14 protein-coding genes are annotated in these 19,313 nt (G+C 73.2%); 9 read left to right on the plus strand and 5 right to left on the minus strand.

Annotated features, from left to right (window positions below):
• The first annotated feature begins 21 nt into the window (after nt 1-21).
• Genes ACLQ3K_RS23870 through ACLQ3K_RS23880 form a run of 3 tightly spaced genes read left to right on the plus strand, consistent with a single transcriptional unit; the run spans nt 22 to nt 7,084 of the window.
• Nucleotides 22-927 carry an NUDIX hydrolase gene (locus tag ACLQ3K_RS23870; RefSeq protein WP_426001929.1) on the plus strand — a complete coding sequence of 302 codons (906 nt, stop codon included), beginning with the start codon at nt 22-24 and terminating at the stop codon, nt 925-927.
• Nucleotides 924-3,395 (plus strand): glycoprotein, encoded by a 2,472-nt coding sequence (locus ACLQ3K_RS23875; RefSeq protein ID WP_426001930.1) that lies wholly within the window; start codon nt 924-926, stop codon nt 3,393-3,395. Before ACLQ3K_RS23870 ends, ACLQ3K_RS23875 begins: the two co-directional genes overlap by 4 nt.
• Nucleotides 3,392-7,084, plus strand: coding sequence for a lipid II flippase MurJ (locus tag ACLQ3K_RS23880; protein WP_426001932.1), 3,693 nt, complete (start codon nt 3,392-3,394; stop codon nt 7,082-7,084). The genes ACLQ3K_RS23875 and ACLQ3K_RS23880 overlap by 4 nt, the downstream gene beginning before the upstream one ends.
• Here ACLQ3K_RS23880 and ACLQ3K_RS23885 read toward each other — a convergent pair.
• The gene (locus tag ACLQ3K_RS23885) at nt 7,056-7,940 is read right to left on the minus strand and encodes a hypothetical protein (RefSeq protein WP_426001934.1); all 885 of its coding nucleotides are present in this window, start codon (nt 7,938-7,940) and stop codon (nt 7,056-7,058) included. The genes ACLQ3K_RS23880 and ACLQ3K_RS23885 overlap by 29 nt on opposite strands.
• Before the next feature lie 113 nt (nt 7,941-8,053).
• Here ACLQ3K_RS23885 and ACLQ3K_RS23890 point away from each other — a divergent pair, with 113 nt between their 5' ends.
• On the plus strand, nt 8,054-8,656 hold the full coding sequence (locus ACLQ3K_RS23890; protein ID WP_426001936.1) for a DNA-3-methyladenine glycosylase I: 603 nt from the start codon (nt 8,054-8,056) through the stop codon (nt 8,654-8,656).
• A gap of 21 nt (nt 8,657-8,677) precedes the next feature.
• Here the strand turns inward: ACLQ3K_RS23890 and ACLQ3K_RS23895 are convergent, their stop codons facing one another.
• The gene (locus tag ACLQ3K_RS23895; RefSeq protein ID WP_426001937.1) at nt 8,678-12,133 is read right to left on the minus strand and encodes a proline dehydrogenase family protein; all 3,456 of its coding nucleotides are present in this window, start codon (nt 12,131-12,133) and stop codon (nt 8,678-8,680) included.
• Nucleotides 12,134-12,340: 207 nt separating this feature from the next.
• Here ACLQ3K_RS23895 and sigM point away from each other — a divergent pair, with 207 nt between their 5' ends.
• The 5 genes from sigM to ACLQ3K_RS23920 all read left to right on the plus strand — a co-directional run bounded on the left by sigM (nt 12,341) and on the right by ACLQ3K_RS23920 (nt 16,451).
• Nucleotides 12,341-13,009: an RNA polymerase sigma factor SigM gene (gene sigM / locus ACLQ3K_RS23900; RefSeq protein WP_426001939.1), complete on the plus strand. Its 669-nt coding sequence runs from the start codon at nt 12,341-12,343 to the stop codon at nt 13,007-13,009.
• Between the two features lie 115 nt (nt 13,010-13,124).
• Nucleotides 13,125-13,739: a hypothetical protein gene (locus ACLQ3K_RS23905; protein ID WP_224644757.1), complete on the plus strand. Its 615-nt coding sequence runs from the start codon at nt 13,125-13,127 to the stop codon at nt 13,737-13,739.
• Between the two features lie 100 nt (nt 13,740-13,839).
• On the plus strand, nt 13,840-14,796 hold the full coding sequence (trxB, locus tag ACLQ3K_RS23910) for a thioredoxin-disulfide reductase (protein ID WP_426001941.1): 957 nt from the start codon (nt 13,840-13,842) through the stop codon (nt 14,794-14,796).
• Between the two features lie 36 nt (nt 14,797-14,832).
• The gene (gene trxA, locus ACLQ3K_RS23915; protein ID WP_224644759.1) at nt 14,833-15,156 is read left to right on the plus strand and encodes a thioredoxin; all 324 of its coding nucleotides are present in this window, start codon (nt 14,833-14,835) and stop codon (nt 15,154-15,156) included.
• Between the two features lie 101 nt (nt 15,157-15,257).
• Nucleotides 15,258-16,451 carry an N-acetylmuramoyl-L-alanine amidase gene (locus ACLQ3K_RS23920; RefSeq protein WP_224644760.1) on the plus strand — a complete coding sequence of 398 codons (1,194 nt, stop codon included), beginning with the start codon at nt 15,258-15,260 and terminating at the stop codon, nt 16,449-16,451.
• Nucleotides 16,452-16,518: 67 nt separating this feature from the next.
• Here the strand turns inward: ACLQ3K_RS23920 and ACLQ3K_RS23925 are convergent, their stop codons facing one another.
• The 3 genes from ACLQ3K_RS23925 to ACLQ3K_RS23935 are packed head-to-tail and all read right to left on the minus strand — an operon-like array spanning nt 16,519 to nt 19,190.
• A complete protein-coding gene (locus ACLQ3K_RS23925) occupies nt 16,519-17,241 on the minus strand; it encodes an acetyltransferase (protein WP_224644761.1) in 723 nt (240 codons plus the stop codon).
• 6 nt (nt 17,242-17,247) lie between these two features.
• Nucleotides 17,248-18,273 carry a ParB/RepB/Spo0J family partition protein gene (locus ACLQ3K_RS23930; RefSeq protein ID WP_426001942.1) on the minus strand — a complete coding sequence of 342 codons (1,026 nt, stop codon included), beginning with the start codon at nt 18,271-18,273 and terminating at the stop codon, nt 17,248-17,250.
• A 2-nt stretch (nt 18,274-18,275) separates the two neighbouring features.
• Entirely contained in the window at nt 18,276-19,190 is a 915-nt protein-coding gene (locus ACLQ3K_RS23935) for a ParA family protein (RefSeq protein WP_224644763.1), read from the minus strand.
• Between the last annotated feature and the right edge of the window lie 123 nt (nt 19,191-19,313).

Here is a 19,313-nt window from a genome sequence, read left to right on the forward strand (position 1 = left end):
ACCGGCCAGTAGCATCGGGGGGTGACCTCCGCCGAATCCGCCGACTCCTCGGGCCGCCCGCAGCGCCCGGGTCCCGTCGGCGACTCCGCGGGCGGAGCGCCCTCCCGGCCGCGACGGCGACGTCGGCGCGGGGGCCGGGGACGCGGCCGCGGCCAGCTCGCGGCCGTCACCGACCAGCAGGCGAAACCGGAGACCGACGGCGCACCGTCGGAGCCCGCCCCGGCCGCGAAGCCCGCCCGTAAGCAGGGCACCCCCACGTCCAAGGCCAAGCGCCCGGTACCCGGGCGGGCCCGCCCCGACCCGCGCATCCGGACGGTCCGCGAGACCTCCGCGGGCGGCCTCGTCGTGGCCGGGCTCGACGGTGCCGACGAGCTGCGGGCCGCGCTCATCGGGCGCGTCGACCGCCGGGGCCGCACCCTGTGGTCGCTGCCGAAGGGGCACATCGAGACGGGCGAGACCGCCGAGCTCACCGCGATCCGCGAGGTCGCCGAGGAGACGGGCCTCACCGGCTCCGTGCTGGCGCCGATCGGCAAGATCGACTACTGGTTCGCCGTCGAGGGCCGCCGCGTGCACAAGACGGTGCACCACTTCCTGCTGTCCTGGGAGAGCGGCGACCTCTCGACCGAGGACTACGAGGTCTCCGAGGTGGCGTGGGTGCCGCTGGCCGAGCTCCCGACCCGGCTCACCTACTCCGACGAGCGCAAACTCGTCGCCACCGCGCGCACCGTCATCGACGACCTGACCGCCGACCCGGACGAGCTGGCCACCCGGTTGGCCGCCGCCCCGCGCAGCGAGCCCACGGCGTACGAGCGCGCCGCGGCCGAGCGCAACGCCGTCCGCAACGATCCGCCGAAGCCCCGCCGCCGGCGCGGCGGGAGGCGCTCCCGCGGGCGCCGCGGCGGTGGTGGCGGGAGCGGTCAGACGTGACCCGGTCGGCCCGCCTCCTGTGCGTGCTGACGCTCCTGATCGCGATCACCGGCCTGCCCGCGCCCAGCGGGGCCGGCCTTCCGGACGCGCAGTTCGTACGGATCAACGTCGACGAGGTCACCTCGCGGATCACCGACACCTCCCCGAACGAGGTGGTGGTGCGCGGCACCGTCGAGAACTTCGGCGACCGCGACGTGAGCGACCTGGACCTGCGGATCCAGCGGGCGCCGGCGGTGTCGACCTCCGCGCAGCTGCGCTCCGACCTGGTGGCCGACAACAACGTCTACGACACGCTGGGCCGGTTCGAGCCGGTCTCGAAGGTCCTCAAACCGGGCGAGAAGACGTCCTTCAACGTCGCCATCCCCGTGCGGCCCTCGCCCACGACGCGCGGCGCCACCCTCGGCATCGACCGGCCGGGCGTCTACCCGCTGCTCCTCAATCTCAACGGCAAGCCCGCGTACGGCGGCGCCGCGCGGCTCGACGACTCGCGGACCCTGCTGCCCGTCCTCGGCCTGCCCGACGGGAGCGCCGACACCCCCGGCGGCGTCGACAAGGCCGTCACCACCTCGCCCGCGCAGGTCACGCTGCTGTGGCCGCTGGCCGACAATCCGAAACTCGCGGGCGGCGTGCCCGGCGGCGGCGAGACGCCCGTCCGGCTCGTGGACGACGCGCTCGCCGGGTCACTCGGCGAGGGCGGCCGGCTCGACGGCCTGCTGTCGGCCTACGAGGACGCGACGCGCGGCCCCGACCCGCGGCGCACCGCCCTGCGGACGGCCGCCTGCCTCGCGATCGACCCCGACCTGCTGGTCACCGTCCAGGCGATGACCGCGCCGTACCGCGTCTCCCGCAATCCCGCCGACCCGCGCGGCCCCAGCACCGCCGGCACCGGCAGCGACGAGGCGAGCGCCTGGCTGGAGAAGCTGCGGCGCGTCGCCGCCGACTCCTGCGTGGTCGCGCTGCCCTTCGGCCAGGTCGACCTCGAGGCCCTCGGCCGCTCCGCCGAGCCCTCGCTGCAGCGCGCCGCCCTCGACACCCCGTCCGACGTCATCGACTCCATCCTCGGCGTGCAATCCGTGCGGGGCGTCGCCGTCCCCACCTCCGGCGTGCTCCTGTCCGACGGTGCGCGGCAGCTCCGGGCCTCCGACGTCGCCGCCACCGTCGTTTCCGCGACCGCGGTGCGGGCCCCCGAGCGCGGCCCCGGCACCCCGTCGGGCATCGTCCCGGTGGGCCAGGGCATCGGCGCGGCCGTCTTCGACCCGAGCGTCTCCGCGGCGCTCGCCGCGATGGGGAAGACCTCCGACGGTGCCGAGGACGGCGTCGCGCCCGGCCCGACGGGCACCGTGCCCAGCTCCTCGACGTTCACCATGTCCGAGGAGTCGGCGGCCATGCGGCGGCAGGCGGCGGTCGGCGCCGTGACCGCGGCCGCCCTGGACCCGACCCAGCGCTACGCCCCGCCCGACGGGTGGGCGGCGAGCACCGCCACCGACCCCGTCGCGCGCGTCACCGGCCGGTCGACGCTGATCGTGCCGCCCCAGGTGTGGGCCGCGGGCCCCGACGACGCCCGCGCGGTCCTCGACGCCGTGTCCGCGCAGTTCGGGGCCGGCCTCGCGGGCCCGCGCACGTTCCGCGACGTGGTCGCCTCCGCGCAGTCGACGGGGCGGGACCCGGCGCGCAACGCGGCGCCCTGGACGCTGCGGCAGCCGCCCGAGTCGACGGCCTCGCGGGTCCCCGACCGGATCGTCACGGCCGCCGCTGCGCACGTGCGGCAGGTCGACCAGCTGGGCGCCGCCCTCCTCCCGCTGCCGAAGACCCCGCTCACGCCCCGCATGTACACCTCGCCGCTGCGGGAGGACGCGGTGCGCGCGCTGCGCTGGGCGCCGTCGCGGCAGGCGGTCGACGGGGACGCCTCCATCCGGCTCACGGCCGCGCGGGCGTCGATGTCGGCGCAACTCGCCTCGGTGCGCTTCGTCAGTCCCGGTGGCGCGTACACCCTGGCCTCGGACAAGTCGCCGCTGCTCATCGTCGCGCGCAACGACCTGCCGCTGCCGATCCGCACCGTGATCGACTGGTCCGCCCCGCAGGGCGTGACGATCGACGCCTCCGAGGTGCAGGAGCTGCCGGCGCGCGGCACGCGGCAGATCGAACTGCCGACCACCGTCGACTACTCGCGGCAGATCTCCGTGCAGCTGACGCTGCGGTCGAGCAGCAACATGCCGCTGGGCGATCCGATCTCCGTGTCCGTGCACTCCAATGCGTACGGCCAATCGCTGTTCTGGATCACGTGCGGCGTGGGAATCCTGCTGGTCCTGCTCGCGGGGCGGCGCCTGTGGCGCCGGTTCCGCGGCCGGCCCGACCCCGCGGATGCGGACCGTCCCCCCGCGGACGAGCACGAGAAGCGGATCGCGAACAGTTACGCTGCACATCGACCGACCGCCACGCACGAGAATCCGGAACCGAAGGACACATGAGCCGCGCCGAGCCCCGGCACATCCCGCCGAGCAGCAGTCCCGCCGCCGGCGGGAAGGACGGCGGCGGCACAGCCAGCCTGCTGCGTTCCACCGGCTCGGTCGCGGTCGCCACGCTCACCTCGCGCATCACCGGCTTCCTGCGCACCGTGCTGCTCGCGGCCATCCTCGGGCCGGCCGTCGCCTCCGCGTTCAGCATCGCCAACGCGATGCCGCAACAGGTCTCCGAGCTCGTCCTCGGTCAGGTCCTCACCGCCCTGGTGATCCCCGTGCTGGTCCGGGCGGAGATGGAGGACAAGGACCGCGGCCAGGCCTTCTTCGAGCGCCTCTTCACGCTCTCTCTGACGATCCTCGGCGTCGCCCTGGTCGTCTCGCTGGCGCTGTCCCCGGTGCTGGTGGGGCTGCTGGTCGGGGGCTCCAAGGTCGACGAGGGCCTGACGCAGGCGCTCGTCATCATGTTCCTGCCACAGCTGATGTTCTACGGACTCTCCGCGCTGTTCACGGCGATGCTCAACACGCGGGACGAGTTCAAGCCCGGTGCGTGGGCGCCGGTGGCGTGCAATACGGTGCAGATCGCCACCCTGGTGACCTTCTACCTCATGCCCGGCGAGCTGACGCTGAACCCGACCGCGATGGGACAGCCGAAGCTCCTCGTCCTGGGCATCGGCAGCACCCTGGGCGTGGTGCTCCAGGCACTGATCCAGATCCCCGCCATGCGCCGCTCCGGGATCAAGCTCCGCCTGCGCTGGGGCGTCGACACCCGGCTCAAGCACTTCGGCACCATGGGCATCGCGATCGTCACCTACGTCTTCATCTCGCAAGTCGGCTGGTACGCCGTCACGCCGATCCTCTCGCACGCCTCCGACGGCGGCCCCGCGATCTACCAGTACGCGTGGATGGTGCTACAGCTGCCGTACGGCGTCATCGGCGTGGCCCTGCTGACCGCGGTGATGCCGCGCCTGTCGCGCAACGCAGCCGAGGGCAACCGCAATGCGGTTCTCGATGACCTCTCCGTGGCGACGCGCCTCACGATGGTGGCGTTGATCCCGATCGTGGCCTTCATGACGGTCTTCGGGCCGTCGATCGGCCGGGCGCTGTTCAACTTCGGGGAGTTCTCCCAGGACGACGCGAACTTCCTCGGGACCGCCATCTCGTTCTCGGCGTTCGTGCTGGTCCCCTACGCGATGGTCCTCATCCACCTGCGGGTCTTCTACGCCCAGGAGCGGGCGTGGATTCCGACGGGGATCGTGATCGCGATCGTCGCCGTGCAGATCGGGCTGTCGTACCTGGTGCCGGTCTTCGTGGAGGACGACCATCGGATCGTCGAGTTCGTCGGCACCGCCCGCGGCCTGGCGTACACCGCCGGCGCGATCATGGGGTGGTACCTCCTGCGCCGGACGCTCGGCCCGCTGCACCTGACGAACGTCGCTCGCACTCTGGTCCAGACCACGACCGTGTCCGTTCTGGTCACCGTGACGATCTATCTCGTCATGCGACTGCCCGTCCTCAAGGCGATCGATCGCAGCGGGCCCGCCGGGGCACTGCTGTACCTTGCAATCGCAGGCACCCTCTGCATGACGTTGATCTACGCGCTGCTCGCCCTGTGGCGAGTACCGGACGTGCTGGCGATCCTGGCACCCCTGCGGCGCATCGCGGCCCGGTTCGTCCCGGCGTTGCGGCCGAGCGCACCGTCGGAACCGGAGCGCGCGGCCTCCCGCGCCCCCGACACCCGGGAGCTGCGGCTCGACGAGCTGGAGGCCTACGCGAGCCTCCGGCGCGAGGAGATCACCGCCCAGCTGCCGCGGATCGCCGACGACATCGGCCTCCCGTATGCTGGTCAAAGCCATGTTCCCCGGCGTCCGCGGGCGAGCGCAGAACAACCGACCACGGGCCTTCGATACCGCAGAAGAGGAGCATTCGCAGTGACCGAGGACGACTCCGCACGCATGTCCGGCCACGAGGCACCCAGCACCGGTCAGATGCGACTGCCGTCCCAGCCCCCGGCGCAGCAGGCGGGCCTTCCGGCGGCGTCCGAGCCCGCCGATCCCGTGGCCTGGGACGACAACGCCCCGCGCGGTCCCGAGCTCATCCCGGGCGCGGTCGTCGCGGGCGGCCGGTACCGCCTCATCGAGCACTTCGGCGGCATCCGCGGACTGCAGTTCTGGCAGGCGCGCGACATCAACCTCGACCGCGACGTGGCGCTGACCTTCGTCGATTCGGAGCAGACCGCGCCCGTCCCCGAGCGCGGCGCGCAGATCAGCCTGCGCGGCGAGGGCCCGCAGTCCATCCTCTCCCGCACCCTGCGCCTGGGTCGCGTGCACTCCAACGGCCTGGCCCGCGTGCTCGACGTGGTGCGCGGCAGCTCCGGCGGCATCGTGGTGGCCGAGTGGATCCCCAGCAGCTCGCTGGCCGACGTGGCCGGCACGCATCCGTCGGCGATCGGCGCGGCGAAGGCCGTGCGCGCCCTCGCGGGCGCCGCGGAGGGCGCGCACCGCGCCGGCGCCGCCCTGTCGATCGATCACCCGGACCGGGTGCGCATCTCGCAGGACGGGCACGCCTTCCTGGCCTTCCCCGGCACCCTCGCGGACGCCTCGAAGGAGTCGGACGTCCGCGGCCTCGGCGCCGTGCTCTACGCGCTGCTGCTCGAGCGGTGGCCGCTCGACGACGCGACGGGCCGCATCGTGACCACCGGCACGGGCACCGTCGCCGGGATCCAGCAGGCGGACGCCGACGCGAACGGCAACCCCGTCGAGCCGCGGGACGCCAAGCGCGACATCCCCTTCGAGATCTCCGCGGTCGCGACCCGCACGCTCGAGGGCGGCCAGGGCATCCGCACCGCGGCCACCGTGCAGCAGCTGCTGGACCAGGCCTCCGTGGTGGACGTGAAGACCGACCTGCTCGCGCCCGTACGGGAGGAGTCCCCCCGGGAGGCTCCGCGCCAGGCCCCGGCGGCGGCCGCCGCGCGCCCCGCGCAGCCCTCGGTGCCGCTGGATCAGCAGCCCACGCCGGCCAAGCGGATCCAGTCGAAGCAGACGCTGCTGCAGCGCGTCTCGGGCGGCAAGAAGAACGTGCCGCTGCTGGTCATCGCGGCGTGCGCGGTGGCGCTGCTCGTGATCATCGGGCTCACCCTGCTGATCAGCAGCCTCACCGGCGGCAAGGACACCCAGTCGGGCGTGGGCTCGCTGTACACCTCCAGCGCGACGGCGAACGAGAGCGCCGCTCCCGCACCGGCTCCCGGCGTCGGGTCCCCGGTGAAGGCGACCGATGTCGCGCTCGTGGACTTCGCCTCCTCGAAGGACTCGGCCACCAACCTGGCGAACGTGCTCACCGGCAAGAACCCGCCGTGGAAGACGGACACCTACAAGGCCGGCCCAGTCTTCGGCAATCTCAAGAAGGGCGTCGGCTTCCTGGTGACGCTGGACAAGGCCGTCTCGCTCACCCGCGGCACCATCGTCTCGCCCAGCGCGGGCACCACCGTGGAGGTCCGCACCTCCACGAAGGACACCGTCAAGTCGCTGGACGACACCTCGCTGGTGTGGTCCGGCTCGCTGCGCCCGGGCTCCAACGACTTCCACGTCAGCTCCGTGGCGCCGCGCGCCCGCTACGTGCTGGTCTGGATCACCGGGCTGACCAAGCAGTCCGGCAACGACTGGTACTCCACCATCAACCAGGTGTCGTTCCAGGGTTCCTGACGTCCGCGGCATCGGCCGTCGCGGCCTCGACCCTCGACGGTCCTTCATCCGGTACCGAGATCACCAGCGGCCGAGCGGTTCCCACGTCCCGGTAGTCGAGAAACCGCACGAGCCAACCGGCGCGCGTGCGCAGCGCCGCTTCCACGCGCACGTCCTCCGGGATCTGCAGCCCGCGGGAGCGGGCGTGGTCCGCGGCGGCGGCCCGAGCCTCCTCGGGCGTGCGCCCGGGCACCCCGTCGTACCGCGGGCCGTCGCCCGTCCACTGGGTCAGGCCGGATTCCTTGAGCACGCCCCAGGATTCGTCGAGGAGACGCTCCGGCGCGAGCTCTCCGAAGGCGGCCCACCACGTCGGCGCGTCGAGCCATTCGTACTCGCACATCCGCACCAGGTGATGCAGCGCCTCGTCGTGCTCGAGGCGACCGCCGAGCGCGGCCGCGACCTCCGCGGACGTGCCGACCGGGGGAAGTGGCGCGCCGGGCAGGGGAGCCTCGGCGGCGAAGGCACCGTCGTCCCAGATCCCCGTCCAGGCGTACCGGCCGGCACAGACCCGGTGATCGAGCACCGCGACGTGTTCGAGCCACGGTGGTCCGCCGGCGACACGCTCCGCGGGTCCCGGGGCGCCCGGGACGCGCCAGCCGAGGTCGCCGCAGGACAGCACGGCCCGGTCGGGCCCGAACCAGGCCAACGTGGCGCCGGCCGTCGACGAGGAGTCGTACCGGGCGACGCCGCGCGTCCCGCCGTCGACGGTGACGCGGAAGGGCAGCGGCGCTCCGGCCGCGGCGAGCACGGGCTGCGCCGCCGCGAGCAGGCGCCAGCGGGCGCGGATGAGCCGGAGCGGCACGGCACTGTCGGACATGACCGGATCCTCGTCCATGGTGCTGAACGGGCGCTTGTCGCGGACTTGTCGGTGGGGTGCTCTACGGTGCGGAGACGGCGCCCGCCGGGCGCGCTCGATTCGAGGGGGACGAGATGACGGAGCCGACTGACGGCGTGGTGATCGGCGAGGACGGGCTGGCCCGGCCGGCCTGGGCGGCCGACGGGCTGCTGCGCGAGTACTACGACACCGAGTGGGGCATGCCGATCCGCGACGAGCGCGGGCTGTTCGAGCGGATCGCCCTGGAGGGCTTCCAGGCGGGCCTGTCGTGGGCGACGGTGCTGCGCAAGCGCCCGGCGTTCCGCGCGGGCTTCGCGGACTTCGACCCCGACGCGGTGGCGGCGTTCGACGAGGGGGACATCGAGCGCCTGCTGGCCGATGCCGGCATCATCCGGAACCGGCAGAAGATCGAGGCCACGATCGGCAACGCCCGGGCCGTGGTCGCCCTGCGGGAGGACGGCGGCCTCGTCGACCTGGTGTGGTCCTTCCGGCCCGAGCGCACCCCCGAGCCCCGCACGATGGCGGAGGTGGCCGCCACGTCCCCGGAGTCGGTGGCACTCTCGAAGGAGCTGCGCCGCCGGGGCTTCCGGTTCGTGGGGCCCACCACCATGTACGCGCTGATGCAGGCGGTCGGCATCGTCGACGATCACCTCGTGGACAGCCACCGCCGCGGCAGCTCGGGGGTGTGGACGGGGTGACCGCCGCCCGGCGGCCGGGCCCTAGTGGCCCGTCCCGCCGGCGAGGTGCCCGTACCGGTGCCGGGTGGTGCTCACCGCCTGCTCGCGCAGCACGCTGAGCAGTTCGCGCCGGCCGGACAGCAGCACCGGTCCGCGGAGCACGCTGTGTCCGTGCTCCGCGGCGGCCATCGCCACCTCCGGTTCCGGCGCGCCCAGCAGGCGGATCCGGACGGGCTCGGCGCGTCCGGCGAGCCCGTCGGCGTAGTCCCGCGCGGTGTGCTCGGGCGCCTCGAAGGGGATCCGCGGGGCGTCGGGGCTCACTGTGACGTCGAGGCGGGTCCCGGTGCGGGCGGCGGCCAGCTGCAGCCGCACCAGGTCGCGCGGGCGGGCGCCGGCGCCGACGCGCACCTCCAGGTGGGGGAGCGGCCGGTATCGGAAGACGTTGGTCTCGCTGGCCAGGCCGGTGGGGTCGTGTTCGACGCCGAACTCGGAGTTCCACGCGCGCTCGTCGGACGCGGCGGCGGCGTGCAGCCAGCGCGCGTCCTCGGCGGCGAGCTCCCCGGCGGCCGTGATGATCCGCTCGCTGAAGACGGTGGGTGCGACCTCGGGTGCGGTGAGCACGGCGGTGTCGGCCCAGCGCCCGAACTGGGCGACGTAGTTCGGGCCGCCGGCCTTGGCGCCGAGGCCGATCGCGGAGCGCTTCCAGCCGCCGAAGGACTGCCGCTGCACGATCGCGCCGGTCATGTGCCGGTTGATGTAGAGGTTGCCCGCCTCCACCTTCTCGCGCCAGTGGTCGATCTCGTCCGGGTCCAGGCTGTGCAGGCCCGCCGTGAGGCCGTAGCCGGTGGAGTTCTGCAGGCGCAGGGCCTCGTCGAGCGTCGCGGCGCGCATGATCCCGAGGACCGGACCGAAGAGCTCGGTGGTGTGGAACCAGCTGCCCTCGTCGACGCCGTCCAGCACGCCGGGGGACCAGAGGCGGCCGGCCCCGTCGAGCCGGCGCGGTTCGACGAGCCAGCGCTCGCCGGCGGCCGGGGTGGTGAGGCCGCGCAGCAGCTTGCCGGCGGCGGGCTCGATGAGCGGCCCGACGGTGGTGGCGAGGTCGTGGCCCTCGCCCACGACGAGGCTGCGGACGGCGTCCTGCAGCTGCCCGAGGAACCGCTGCGACGAGCCGACGCTGCCGACCAGGATCGCCAGCGAGGCCGCGGAGCACTTCTGCCCGGCGTGGCCGAAGGCGCTCCGCACCAGGTCGTTCACCGCCAGATCGGGGTCGGCAGCCGGCGTCACGACCATGGCGTTCTTGCCGGAGGTCTCGGCGAGCAGATCGAGCTCGGGGCGCCAGCCGCGGAACAGGGCGGCCGTCTCGCTGGCGCCGGTGAGGACCACCGCGCCGGCGTCCGGGTGGGTGACCAGGCGGCGCCCGGCGGCGGCCTCGTCGGCGTTGACGAGCTGGACGAGGTCCGTGGGGACGCCCGCGGCGTGCAGGGCGGCGATCGCCGCGGTCCCGCAGCGGAGCACCTGCGGCGCCGGCTTGATGATCACGGCGGCACCGGCGGCGAGGGCCGCGAGCACGCCGCCGAGGGGGATCGCGACGGGGAAGTTCCACGGCGGGGTGACCACGACGAGGTGGTGCGGGGTGAAGGCCGCCTCGTCGTCCCGGAGGTCCACCGCGCTCTGTGCGTAGTAGCGGGCGAAGTCGATGGCCTCCGAGATCTCCGGATCCGCCTCGGCGACGGTCTTTCCCGCCTCGTGCGACATGACGGTGAGCAGCTCGCCGCGGCGGCGCGACAGCTCGTCGGCGACACGGCGCAGCAGCGCCGCCCGCTCGGCGGCGGGAAGCGCCGCCCAGGCCCGTTGCGCCGTCAGCGCGGTGGCGACGGCCGCGTCGACGGCGGTCGGATCCGTCACCCGCGCAGGCGGTTCGACGGTGTCCGGCGCCGCGAGGGCGGCGCGCGCCCACGCGCGGTTCGCGGGGGTGGAGGGGTCGGTGTCGGGCTCGCCGACGAACGGCCCGTCGGCCGGAGCCGTGATCCCGGTCGCGGTCGCGCGGTCCTGCACCCGGTTCGGGCCGTCCTGCACGGCGGTGCGTCGGGCGAAGGCGGTGCGGAAACGCTCCTCCTCCAGCGCGATCGCGTCGGGGTCGGGGCTGAACATGGAGTACAGGAAGTTGTCGCTGGAGGCGTTCTCCTCGAGCCGGCGCACGAGGTAGCTGACCGCCACGTCGAAGTCGCCGGAGTGCACGACCGGGGTGTAGAGGATGAGCGAGCCGACGTCGGCGCGCACGGCGGCGGCCTCCATGGGCGCCATGCCCTGCAGCATCTCGATGTCCAACTGGCGCTGCACGTCCCGCTGCTCCGCCAGCTCCACCGCGTAGGCGACGGAGAAGAGGTTCTGCGAGGCGACGCCGATGCGGAGGGCGTCGGCGTTCTCGGGGCGCAGCGCGGTGTCGACCATGCGCAGGTAGTTCGCGTCGACGTCGGCCTTGCTGCCGTACGTGGCGAGCGGCCAGTCGTGCACCTCGGCGTCCACCCGCTCCATGGCGAGGTTGGCGCCCTTGACCAGCCGCACCTTGATCGGAGAACCGCCTGCGGCGACGCGGCCGCGCGCGAAGTCGGTGAGCCGGGCGAGGGCGCCCATGGCGTCGGGGAGGTAGGCCTGCAGCACGATTCCGGCGGTGAGGGATCGGAACTCGGGCTCGTCGAGCAGGGCGGTGAACACCTCGATCGTCAGGTGCAGGTCCTTGTACTCCTCCATGTCGAGGTTGACGAACTTCCCGCCGTCGCGGGCCGTCCGGTACAGGGGCCGCAGCCGCTCGACGATCCGGTCGCGGTTGCCCTCGAGATCCCACGGCACGAGCTGGGCGACCACGGACGAGACCTTGATGGAGACGTAGTCCACGGACGGGTCGGCGAGCAGCTCGTGCGTACGGGCGAGCCGGCGATCGGCCTCGCCCTGACCGAGCACGGCCTCGCCGAGCAGGTTGAGGTTGAGCCGCACGCCCGTCTCGCGGGCGCGGCGCAGGCGCCGCTGCAGGTGGTCGCCGTCGGCATCGAAGACCAAGTGGCCCACCAGCTGTCGCAGCCGCAGCCGCGCGACGGGCATCGCGATCGACGGTGCGATCCCCGCGGCGACGGTGCCCGCGCGGAGCAGCGCCGCGTCGACGGGGCTCATGAAGGCCCGCCCGGGCGCGCCACCGGCGGCGGGGGAGACGAGGCGCCGCAGTGCCTTCGCCGCGACCCGGTCGTCCTCGGGGCGCGCCACCTGGTCGACGAAGCCCATCGTGAACTCGACACCGCTCGGATCGTGCAGCAGCGCCGCGAGACTGGAAGTCGCGGCGGCCTCCCGGCGGCCGACCTCGGCGGGGCGGGGACCGCGGCTGGTGCGCAGCCAGCGCTGCGCGCGGGCGACGGCGGCGTCCACGACGCGGTCGGGAGCCGCGGCATCGGCGCCGGGGGAGCCGAAGGACGGCAGGGGAGCGGACGGACGTGACGAATCGACCATGAGAGGCCTCCTGAGTAGCTCGCGCAGTGAATTGGAGATTCCACAGCGACGGGTGCGCCACCTGGCCTAGACGTGAGTGTAATACCGCTCACACGGAATCCGCGAGCCCCATGCGCTATCGCAAATCCGCTGGCGTATTCCGTGTCGAAGATTGAATAGCAAAGAAATGGTCTCGGAACGGTATCGGGCCCCTCTACGATCCCGTGCATGACCGAGTGGGGGAACACCATCTCGCGGTCGGCCGGGTCGGGGGATCCGGTGACCGAAACGCCGCACGACGCCGCGTGCGCACCCCCGTCGGGTGCCGGGACCGTGTCGGGCGCCGGGACCGTGTCGGGCGCCGGGCACGCCCCGGTCTCCGACGAGAAGCTGTTGGCTGAGGCCGCCCGCGGCGACGGCGACGCCTTCGCGGAGCTCTTCGAACGGCACGCCCGGCAGCTGCGGGCGACGGCGCTGCGCACCATCCGCGATTACACGGACGCCGAGGACTGCCTGCAGGACGCCATGCTGCGGGCCTTCCAGCTCTCGCCGAGCTTCCGCGGGGACTGCAAGGTGGGGAGCTGGCTGCACCGGATCGTCGTCAACGCGTGCCTGGACCGGGCGCGACGCAATCAGGTGCGCACGTCGCTGCCCATGCCCGACGACCTGAGCGGCCTCGCCTCGGACGAGGGCCGCGGCGCGGAGGAACTGGACCGCCGCCTCTCGGTGGAGGCCGCGCTGCGGATGCTGCCCGAGGACCAGCGGGCCGCGGTGGTCGCCGTCGACATGTACGGGCTGTCCGTGACGCAGGCCGCGGAGCAGCTCGGCGTCGCGCCGGGCACCGTCAAGAGCCGCCGGGCCCGGGCCCGCGTCCGGCTCGAGCGACTGCTGCGCTGATCCGGCCGTTTCCCGGCCCTGCGTGCGGGTCGTTCGCCAGCCGCACAACAAATATTGAAATCGATGGGAACCGATCGGCGGGCCGGTGCGTCCAATTCATGAGAGGAGGTTTCCGATGGGGAAGGCAGTTCCGCCGGCGGACGGCGAGGACGACGACCGGCCGCTCAGCCGCGCACAGGAGGCGCGGCTCGACGCGGCGCTGGCGGAGTACCGCGACCGCACGTTCGCGCAGTGGTCCGCGCCGGACGGTTTCACCGCCGACTCCCCGCTCGGGGACCGCCGGATCTCGGCCGCGATCCGCGCCGCTCGGCCGCCGGTCCTGCCGCGTCGCCGGCTGAGGTACTCCCTGGCGGCCGCGGCGGCCGCCGTCGGCGTGCTGGCGGGCACCGTCGCCCTGAGCACCGTGCGGGACGCGCCCGCCGAGCCCGAGAGCGGCGTGCTCCTCGCGGCCGCGACGCCGGGCGGCGACCGCGGTCCCTTCGCCGACGTTACGGCGCTCGCCCGCTGCCTGGACACGGCGTCCGTGCCCGCTGCACAGCGGACCCTGCTCGGCGCGGGGCCCGTCCACGTCCGGGACGACCGCGCGACGGTGCTGCTCCTGCCCGGCGGCAGACTGGGCGACCTGCGGCTGCTCGCGGTGACCCCGTCGTGCGCCCGGGGGGAGGTCTCGTCGGTGCTGGTCGACCGCGTCCTCACCGGTGGCGGGGCCGGCCGCGCGGCCACGCCGTAATCTGGGAGGAGGCGGCGCGGGAACATTGTCGGGTCCGGCGCCGTTGGCACACATGTCGGCCCGGGACGACCGGGCGCTTCTTCAACAGGTTGGGTGGGTAATGACTGCAGCGGGCACCGATATCGCGGACGTGATCATCATCGGATCGGGTCCGGCCGGATACACGGCGGGCGTCTACGCCGGTCGCGCGGAGCTGACCACCATCCTGTTCGAGGGCACCAACTTCGGCGGCGCGCTGATGACCACCACCGAGGTCGAGAACTACCCCGGCTTCCGCGAGGGCATCATGGGCCCGCAGCTCATGGACGAGATGCGCGAGCAGGCCATCCGCTTCGGCGCCGATCTGCGCATGGAGGACGTGGAGTCCGTGCAGCTCGACGGCGAGATCAAGGAGGTCGTCACGGCCGAGGGCACCTACCGCGCCCGCGCCGTGATCCTCGCGATGGGCGCCGCCGCCCGCTACCTCGGCATCCCCGGTGAGGAGGCCCTGCTCGGCCGCGGCGTGAGCTCCTGCGCCACGTGCGACGGCTTCTTCTTCCGCGACCAGGACATCGCCGTGGTCGGCGGCGGCGATTCGGCGATGGAGGAGGCGATCTTCCTCACCAAGTTCGCCAAGTCGGTCACGCTGATCCACCGCAGCGAGAACTTCCGCGCCTCGAAGATCATGCTCGACCGCGCCCGCGACAACGAGAAGATCCGCTTCCTCACCGACGCCAAGGTCAACGCCGTGCAGGGGGAGAAGTCCGTCGAGTCGCTGCTCGTCGAGAACACCGTGACCGGCGCCGTCTCCACGCTCGAGGTCACCGGCCTGTTCGTGGCCATCGGCCACGACCCCCGGTCCGCGCTGGTCGCGGGCCAGGTCACCGTCGACGACGAGGGTTACGTGCAGGTGGAGGGCCGCAGCACCGCCACCGGCGTGCCCGGCGTCTTCGCCTCGGGCGACCTCGTCGACCACACCTACCGCCAGGCCATCACGGCGGCCGGCAGCGGCTGTTCCGCCGCGATCGACGCCGAGCGCTGGCTCGCGCACCACCGCGAAGCCGCCGTCGCCCAGTAGTCCGTCCCCCGAAGAACCGCACCGAGGAGTACCGCCATGGCCGAGATCGTCACCCTCACCGACGACACCTTCATCGAGCAGGTCCTGCAGTCCGAGAAGCCCGTCCTCGTCGACTTCTGGGCCACCTGGTGCGGCCCGTGCAAGGTGGTCGCACCCGTGCTCGAGCAGCTCGCCGCCGAGCACGGCGACAAGGTCACCTTCGCGAAGATCGAGGTCGACCAGAACCCCACCGCGCCCCGCGACTACCAGGTGCTCAGCATCCCCACTCTGATGCTGTTCCAGGGCGGCAAGCCGACCGCCAAGCTGGTGGGTGCGAAGAGCAAGTCGGCGATCCTCAAGGAGCTCGACGGCCTGGTGTGACGCGCCGTCGCGTTGGGTCGGAGGGCCCCGAGGCCGTATCGTGTACTCGATTTCCCGTCCTGCGGGCCGCCCGCCCGCAGGAAGCTACCGAAGGGTCCTCCATGCCACGCATCAGCCTCGGTGATCACGGTGGCGCCGTGGCGGAGATCCGCGGCATCCTCGCCGACCAGGGCTTCCTCCGGGACTACGTGGCCCCCACCGACCTGGTGGTCGGAGGGTGGACCGTCCCCGAGGCCGTCTTCGACCGCCGCCTGGACCGCGCCACTCGCGCCTTCCAGCAGCAGCGCGGCCTGCTGGTCGACGGTGTCGTCGGCCCCGCCACGTACCGGGCGCTCCGCGAGTCCACCTATCAGCTGGGCGCGCGCACGCTGAGCTACATCGCCTCCGCGCCCCCGTCGGGCGACGACGTGGCGGCCCTGCAGGCGCGCCTGCAGAACCTCGGCTTCTACGCCGGCATGATCGACGGCCTCTTCGGCCCGCAGACCCACCTGGGCCTCTCGGCCTACCAGCGCGAGTTCGGCCTCGTCGCGGACGGCATCTGCGGGCCCGCCACGCTGCGCTCGCTGACCTTCCTCGGCTCCCGGGTGACGGGCGGCTCGCCGCACGCCATCCGCGAGGAGGAGCACGTCCGCAGCTCCGGCCCGCGGCTGTCGGGCAAGCGCATCGTCATCGATCCGGGCCTGGGTGGCCCCGACCGCGGCGTCGCCGTGCGCGGGCCCGACGGCCGGCCCATCACGGAGGAGGAGATCCTCTGGGACCTGGGGTCGCGGCTCGAGGGCCGCATGGCCGCCGCCGGCATGGAGACCTACCTGTCGCGCCCGCGCGGCATGGACGCCGACGACAGCACCCGCGCGTACACGGCGAACACCTTCGACGCCGACATGATGATCGCGCTGCGCACCGCGCACTACCGCAACGACCGCGCCCACGGCGTGGCCTCGTTCCACTTCGGCAACACGCACGGCGCCAGCTCCAACATCGGCCGCAACCTGGCCGGCTTCATCCAGCGCGAGATCGTCGCGCGGACGCCGCTCACCGACTGCCACTACCACGGCCGCACCTGGGACATCGTGCGCCTGACGCGCATGCCCACGGTGCAGATCGACATCGGCTACACGACCAACCCGCACGACGCGGCCGTCCTGGCCTCGCCGCAGATGCGCGACACCATCGCCGAGGCGATCCTCGTGGCGGTCAAGCGCCTGTACCTGCTGGGCGAGAACGACCGCCCCACCGGCACCTACACCTTCGCCGAGCTCCTCGAGCTCGAGGAGAACGCCGAGAACCGGGCCTGACGGTCCGCCGCCCGCGCGCCCGGCGCGGGGGAGCGCACCGTCGGGGCCTGAGCGGCCCCGTGCGGCGTCAGCGCTCCCCGGCCCTCCCCACGGGTGCCGCGGCGTCCCCCGTGCCCTCCAGCGCGGTCCTGAGGGCCGCTTCGGCGGCGCCGGCGGCCAACAGCTGCTCCAGGGCGTGCTCGACGCCCGCCTTCCAGCCCAGCCCCTCGGACAGTTCGAGGCGCAGCCGCGGGAAGCGGTGGTGCGGCGCGACGGTCTCGAAGCCCATCTGCTCCAGGAAGTCGGCGTCGGTCAGGGGCGGGGTCTTGCACCCGCACGGACCGCAATTGATCTGCGCCACAACGTCTTCCGTCAACATCCCGACGGGGGTGAGCAGAGCGAAGGCCTCCACTGCGCGGACGCCGCGGCGCACCAGGTCGGTGCACACGGCGGTCACCAGCTCCTCTTTGACGCGCACGTCCATGCCCGGTTCGGCGCCGGCCCAGGTGAGCAGGACCGCGTCGGGGCTGACGGGGGCGGTGGGGAAGTCGGCGACCCGGGGAACGCTGCGGGGCGGCGCGTAGAAGGCCACGCCCACCACCCGTTCGGTGCCGTCGACGGCGTGGTCGATCGCGACCTGGCCGCAGGAGCCCCACTCCAGCATGAGCATCGACAGCCACGCCTCTTTGTCGAACTCGGTGTCGGTGAGGGTCTCACCGTCCGGCGCGACCTCCCAGTAGACGCAGCGGCGGATGTGCCGCGGCAGGTCGTCGAAGCCGCCCAGGGTGAGGGGGACGATCGTCAGCGCCATGCCGCGTCACTTCTCGGCGAGCAGGGTGACGATGCGCTCGAGATCGTCGACGGAGCCGACCTCCACGACGATCCTGCCCTTCCGCTTCCCCATGGAGACGGTGACCTTGGTGTCGAGGCGATCGGCGATCCGGTCGGCCACCTCGCGCAGGCCCGGGTCGGCCGGCTGCGGACGCTTGGGCGCCGCGGGTACGACGGTGCCGTCGCCGCGGTTCGCGAGGGTGACCGCCTCCTCGGTGGCGCGCACCGACAGGCCCTCGGCGACGATCCGCGCGGCGAGGAGGTCCTGCGCCTCGGCGCCGGCCTCCAGGGCGAGGAGCGCCCGGGCGTGACCGGCCGAGAGCACCCCGGCGGCGACGCGGCGCTGCACGGCGACGGGCAGCCGCAGCAGCCGGATGGTGTTGGTGACGACGGGCCGCGAGCGCCCGAGGCGGGTGGCGAGCTCGTCGTGGGTGACGCCGAACTCCTCGAGCAGCTGCGCGTAGGCGGCCGCCTCCTCGAGGGGGTTGAGCTGCACCCGGTGGATGTTCTCGAGGAGCGCGTCACGGAGCATGTCGCCGTCGGCCGTCTCACGCACGATCGCGGGGATGGCGGCGAGGCCCGCCTCCTGGCTGGCGCGCCAGCGCCGCTCGCCCATGACGAGTTGGTAGCGCAGCTCTCCCTGCGGCCGGGGGAGCGGGCGAACCACGATCGGCTGCATGAGCCCGAACTCGCGGATCGAATGGACGAGCTCGGCGAGCCCCTCCTCGTCGAAGACTGAACGGGGCTGCTGCGGGTTCGGCTGGATCGCCGCCGGGGGGATCTCCCGGTACACGGCGCCGGACTCCGCGAGGTCCGACGGTGCCGGCTCCTCCGACGCGGGCCGGGCCTGCCGCGCGGGCCGCTCGCGCGGGCCCTCCGGGGCCGGGGTCGCCGGCCGCGCACCGATGATGACGTCGGCTGCGGCGTTGCCGAGCCGGGGGCCCTCCTCGGGGCCGGTGGGGATGAGTGCGGCGAGTCCGCGGCCGAGGCCGCCCTTCTTCTGCGCGGCCATGACTACACCGCCTGCCCGGCGCCGCGGAAGGCGAGCTCGCGGCCCGCGTCGAGGTAACTCATCGCGCCGCGGGAGCCCGGGTCGTAGTCGAGGACCGTCGTGCCGTAGCCGGGCGCCTCCGAGACCTTGACGCTGCGCGGGATCGTCGCGCCGAGCACCCGCTCGCCGAAGTGGTTGCGCACCTCGGCGGCCACCTGGTCGGCGAGCTTGGTGCGCGCGTCGTACATCGTGAGGAGCACGGTCGAGACGTGGAGGTCCTTGTTCAGGTGCGACTGCACGAGCTCGATGTTGCGGAGCAGCTGCCCCACGCCCTCGAGCGCGTAGTACTCGCACTGGATCGGGATGAGCACCTCCTTCGCCGCGACGAGCGCGTTGACCGTGAGGAGACCCAGCGACGGCGGGCAGTCGATGAAGACGTAGTCGATGTCCTCCGCCGCCGCGACGCTGAGCGCGTTCTTCAGCCGGGTCTCACGGGCCACCATGCTGACGAGCTCGATCTCGGCGCCGGCGAGGTCGATCGTCGCGGGCACGCAGAAGAGATTGGGGGAGTGCGGGCTCTGCGCCATCGCCTCCTCCAGCGTCGTCTCGCCGAGCAGGAGCTCGTAGGTCGACGGGACGCCCGAGCGGTGGTCGACGCCGAGCGCCGTGCTCGCATTGCCCTGCGGGTCCAGGTCGACGACGAGGACGCGCAACCCCTGCAGCGCGAGCGCGGCGGCGAGGTTCACCGCGGTGGTCGTCTTGCCGACGCCGCCCTTCTGGTTGGCGATCGTCAGGACGCGGCGCTCCAACGGCTTGGGCAGGGTGCCCGCCGCCCCGGGAGTCAGGACCTGGCTGGCACGGCGGGCGGCCGCGGCGATGGGGGTGTCATCTTCAGTGGTTCCACGTGAAACGTCGAAGCCGGATTCGTGATCAGTCACGCGCTCTCCTCAGCTGTTGACCCCATCCTAGTTTCTCCGCGGGGGTGCGACGCTCCTATGGGTGTCAAGTAGTCCACGGGTGCTCAAGTAGGCGGTAGAGGTCGCGGGCGATGTAGCGCTTGA

It is taken from the genome of Tsukamurella sp. DT100 (genome assembly GCF_049844855.1).
Taxonomy (GTDB): Bacteria; Actinomycetota; Actinomycetes; order Mycobacteriales; family Mycobacteriaceae; genus Tsukamurella.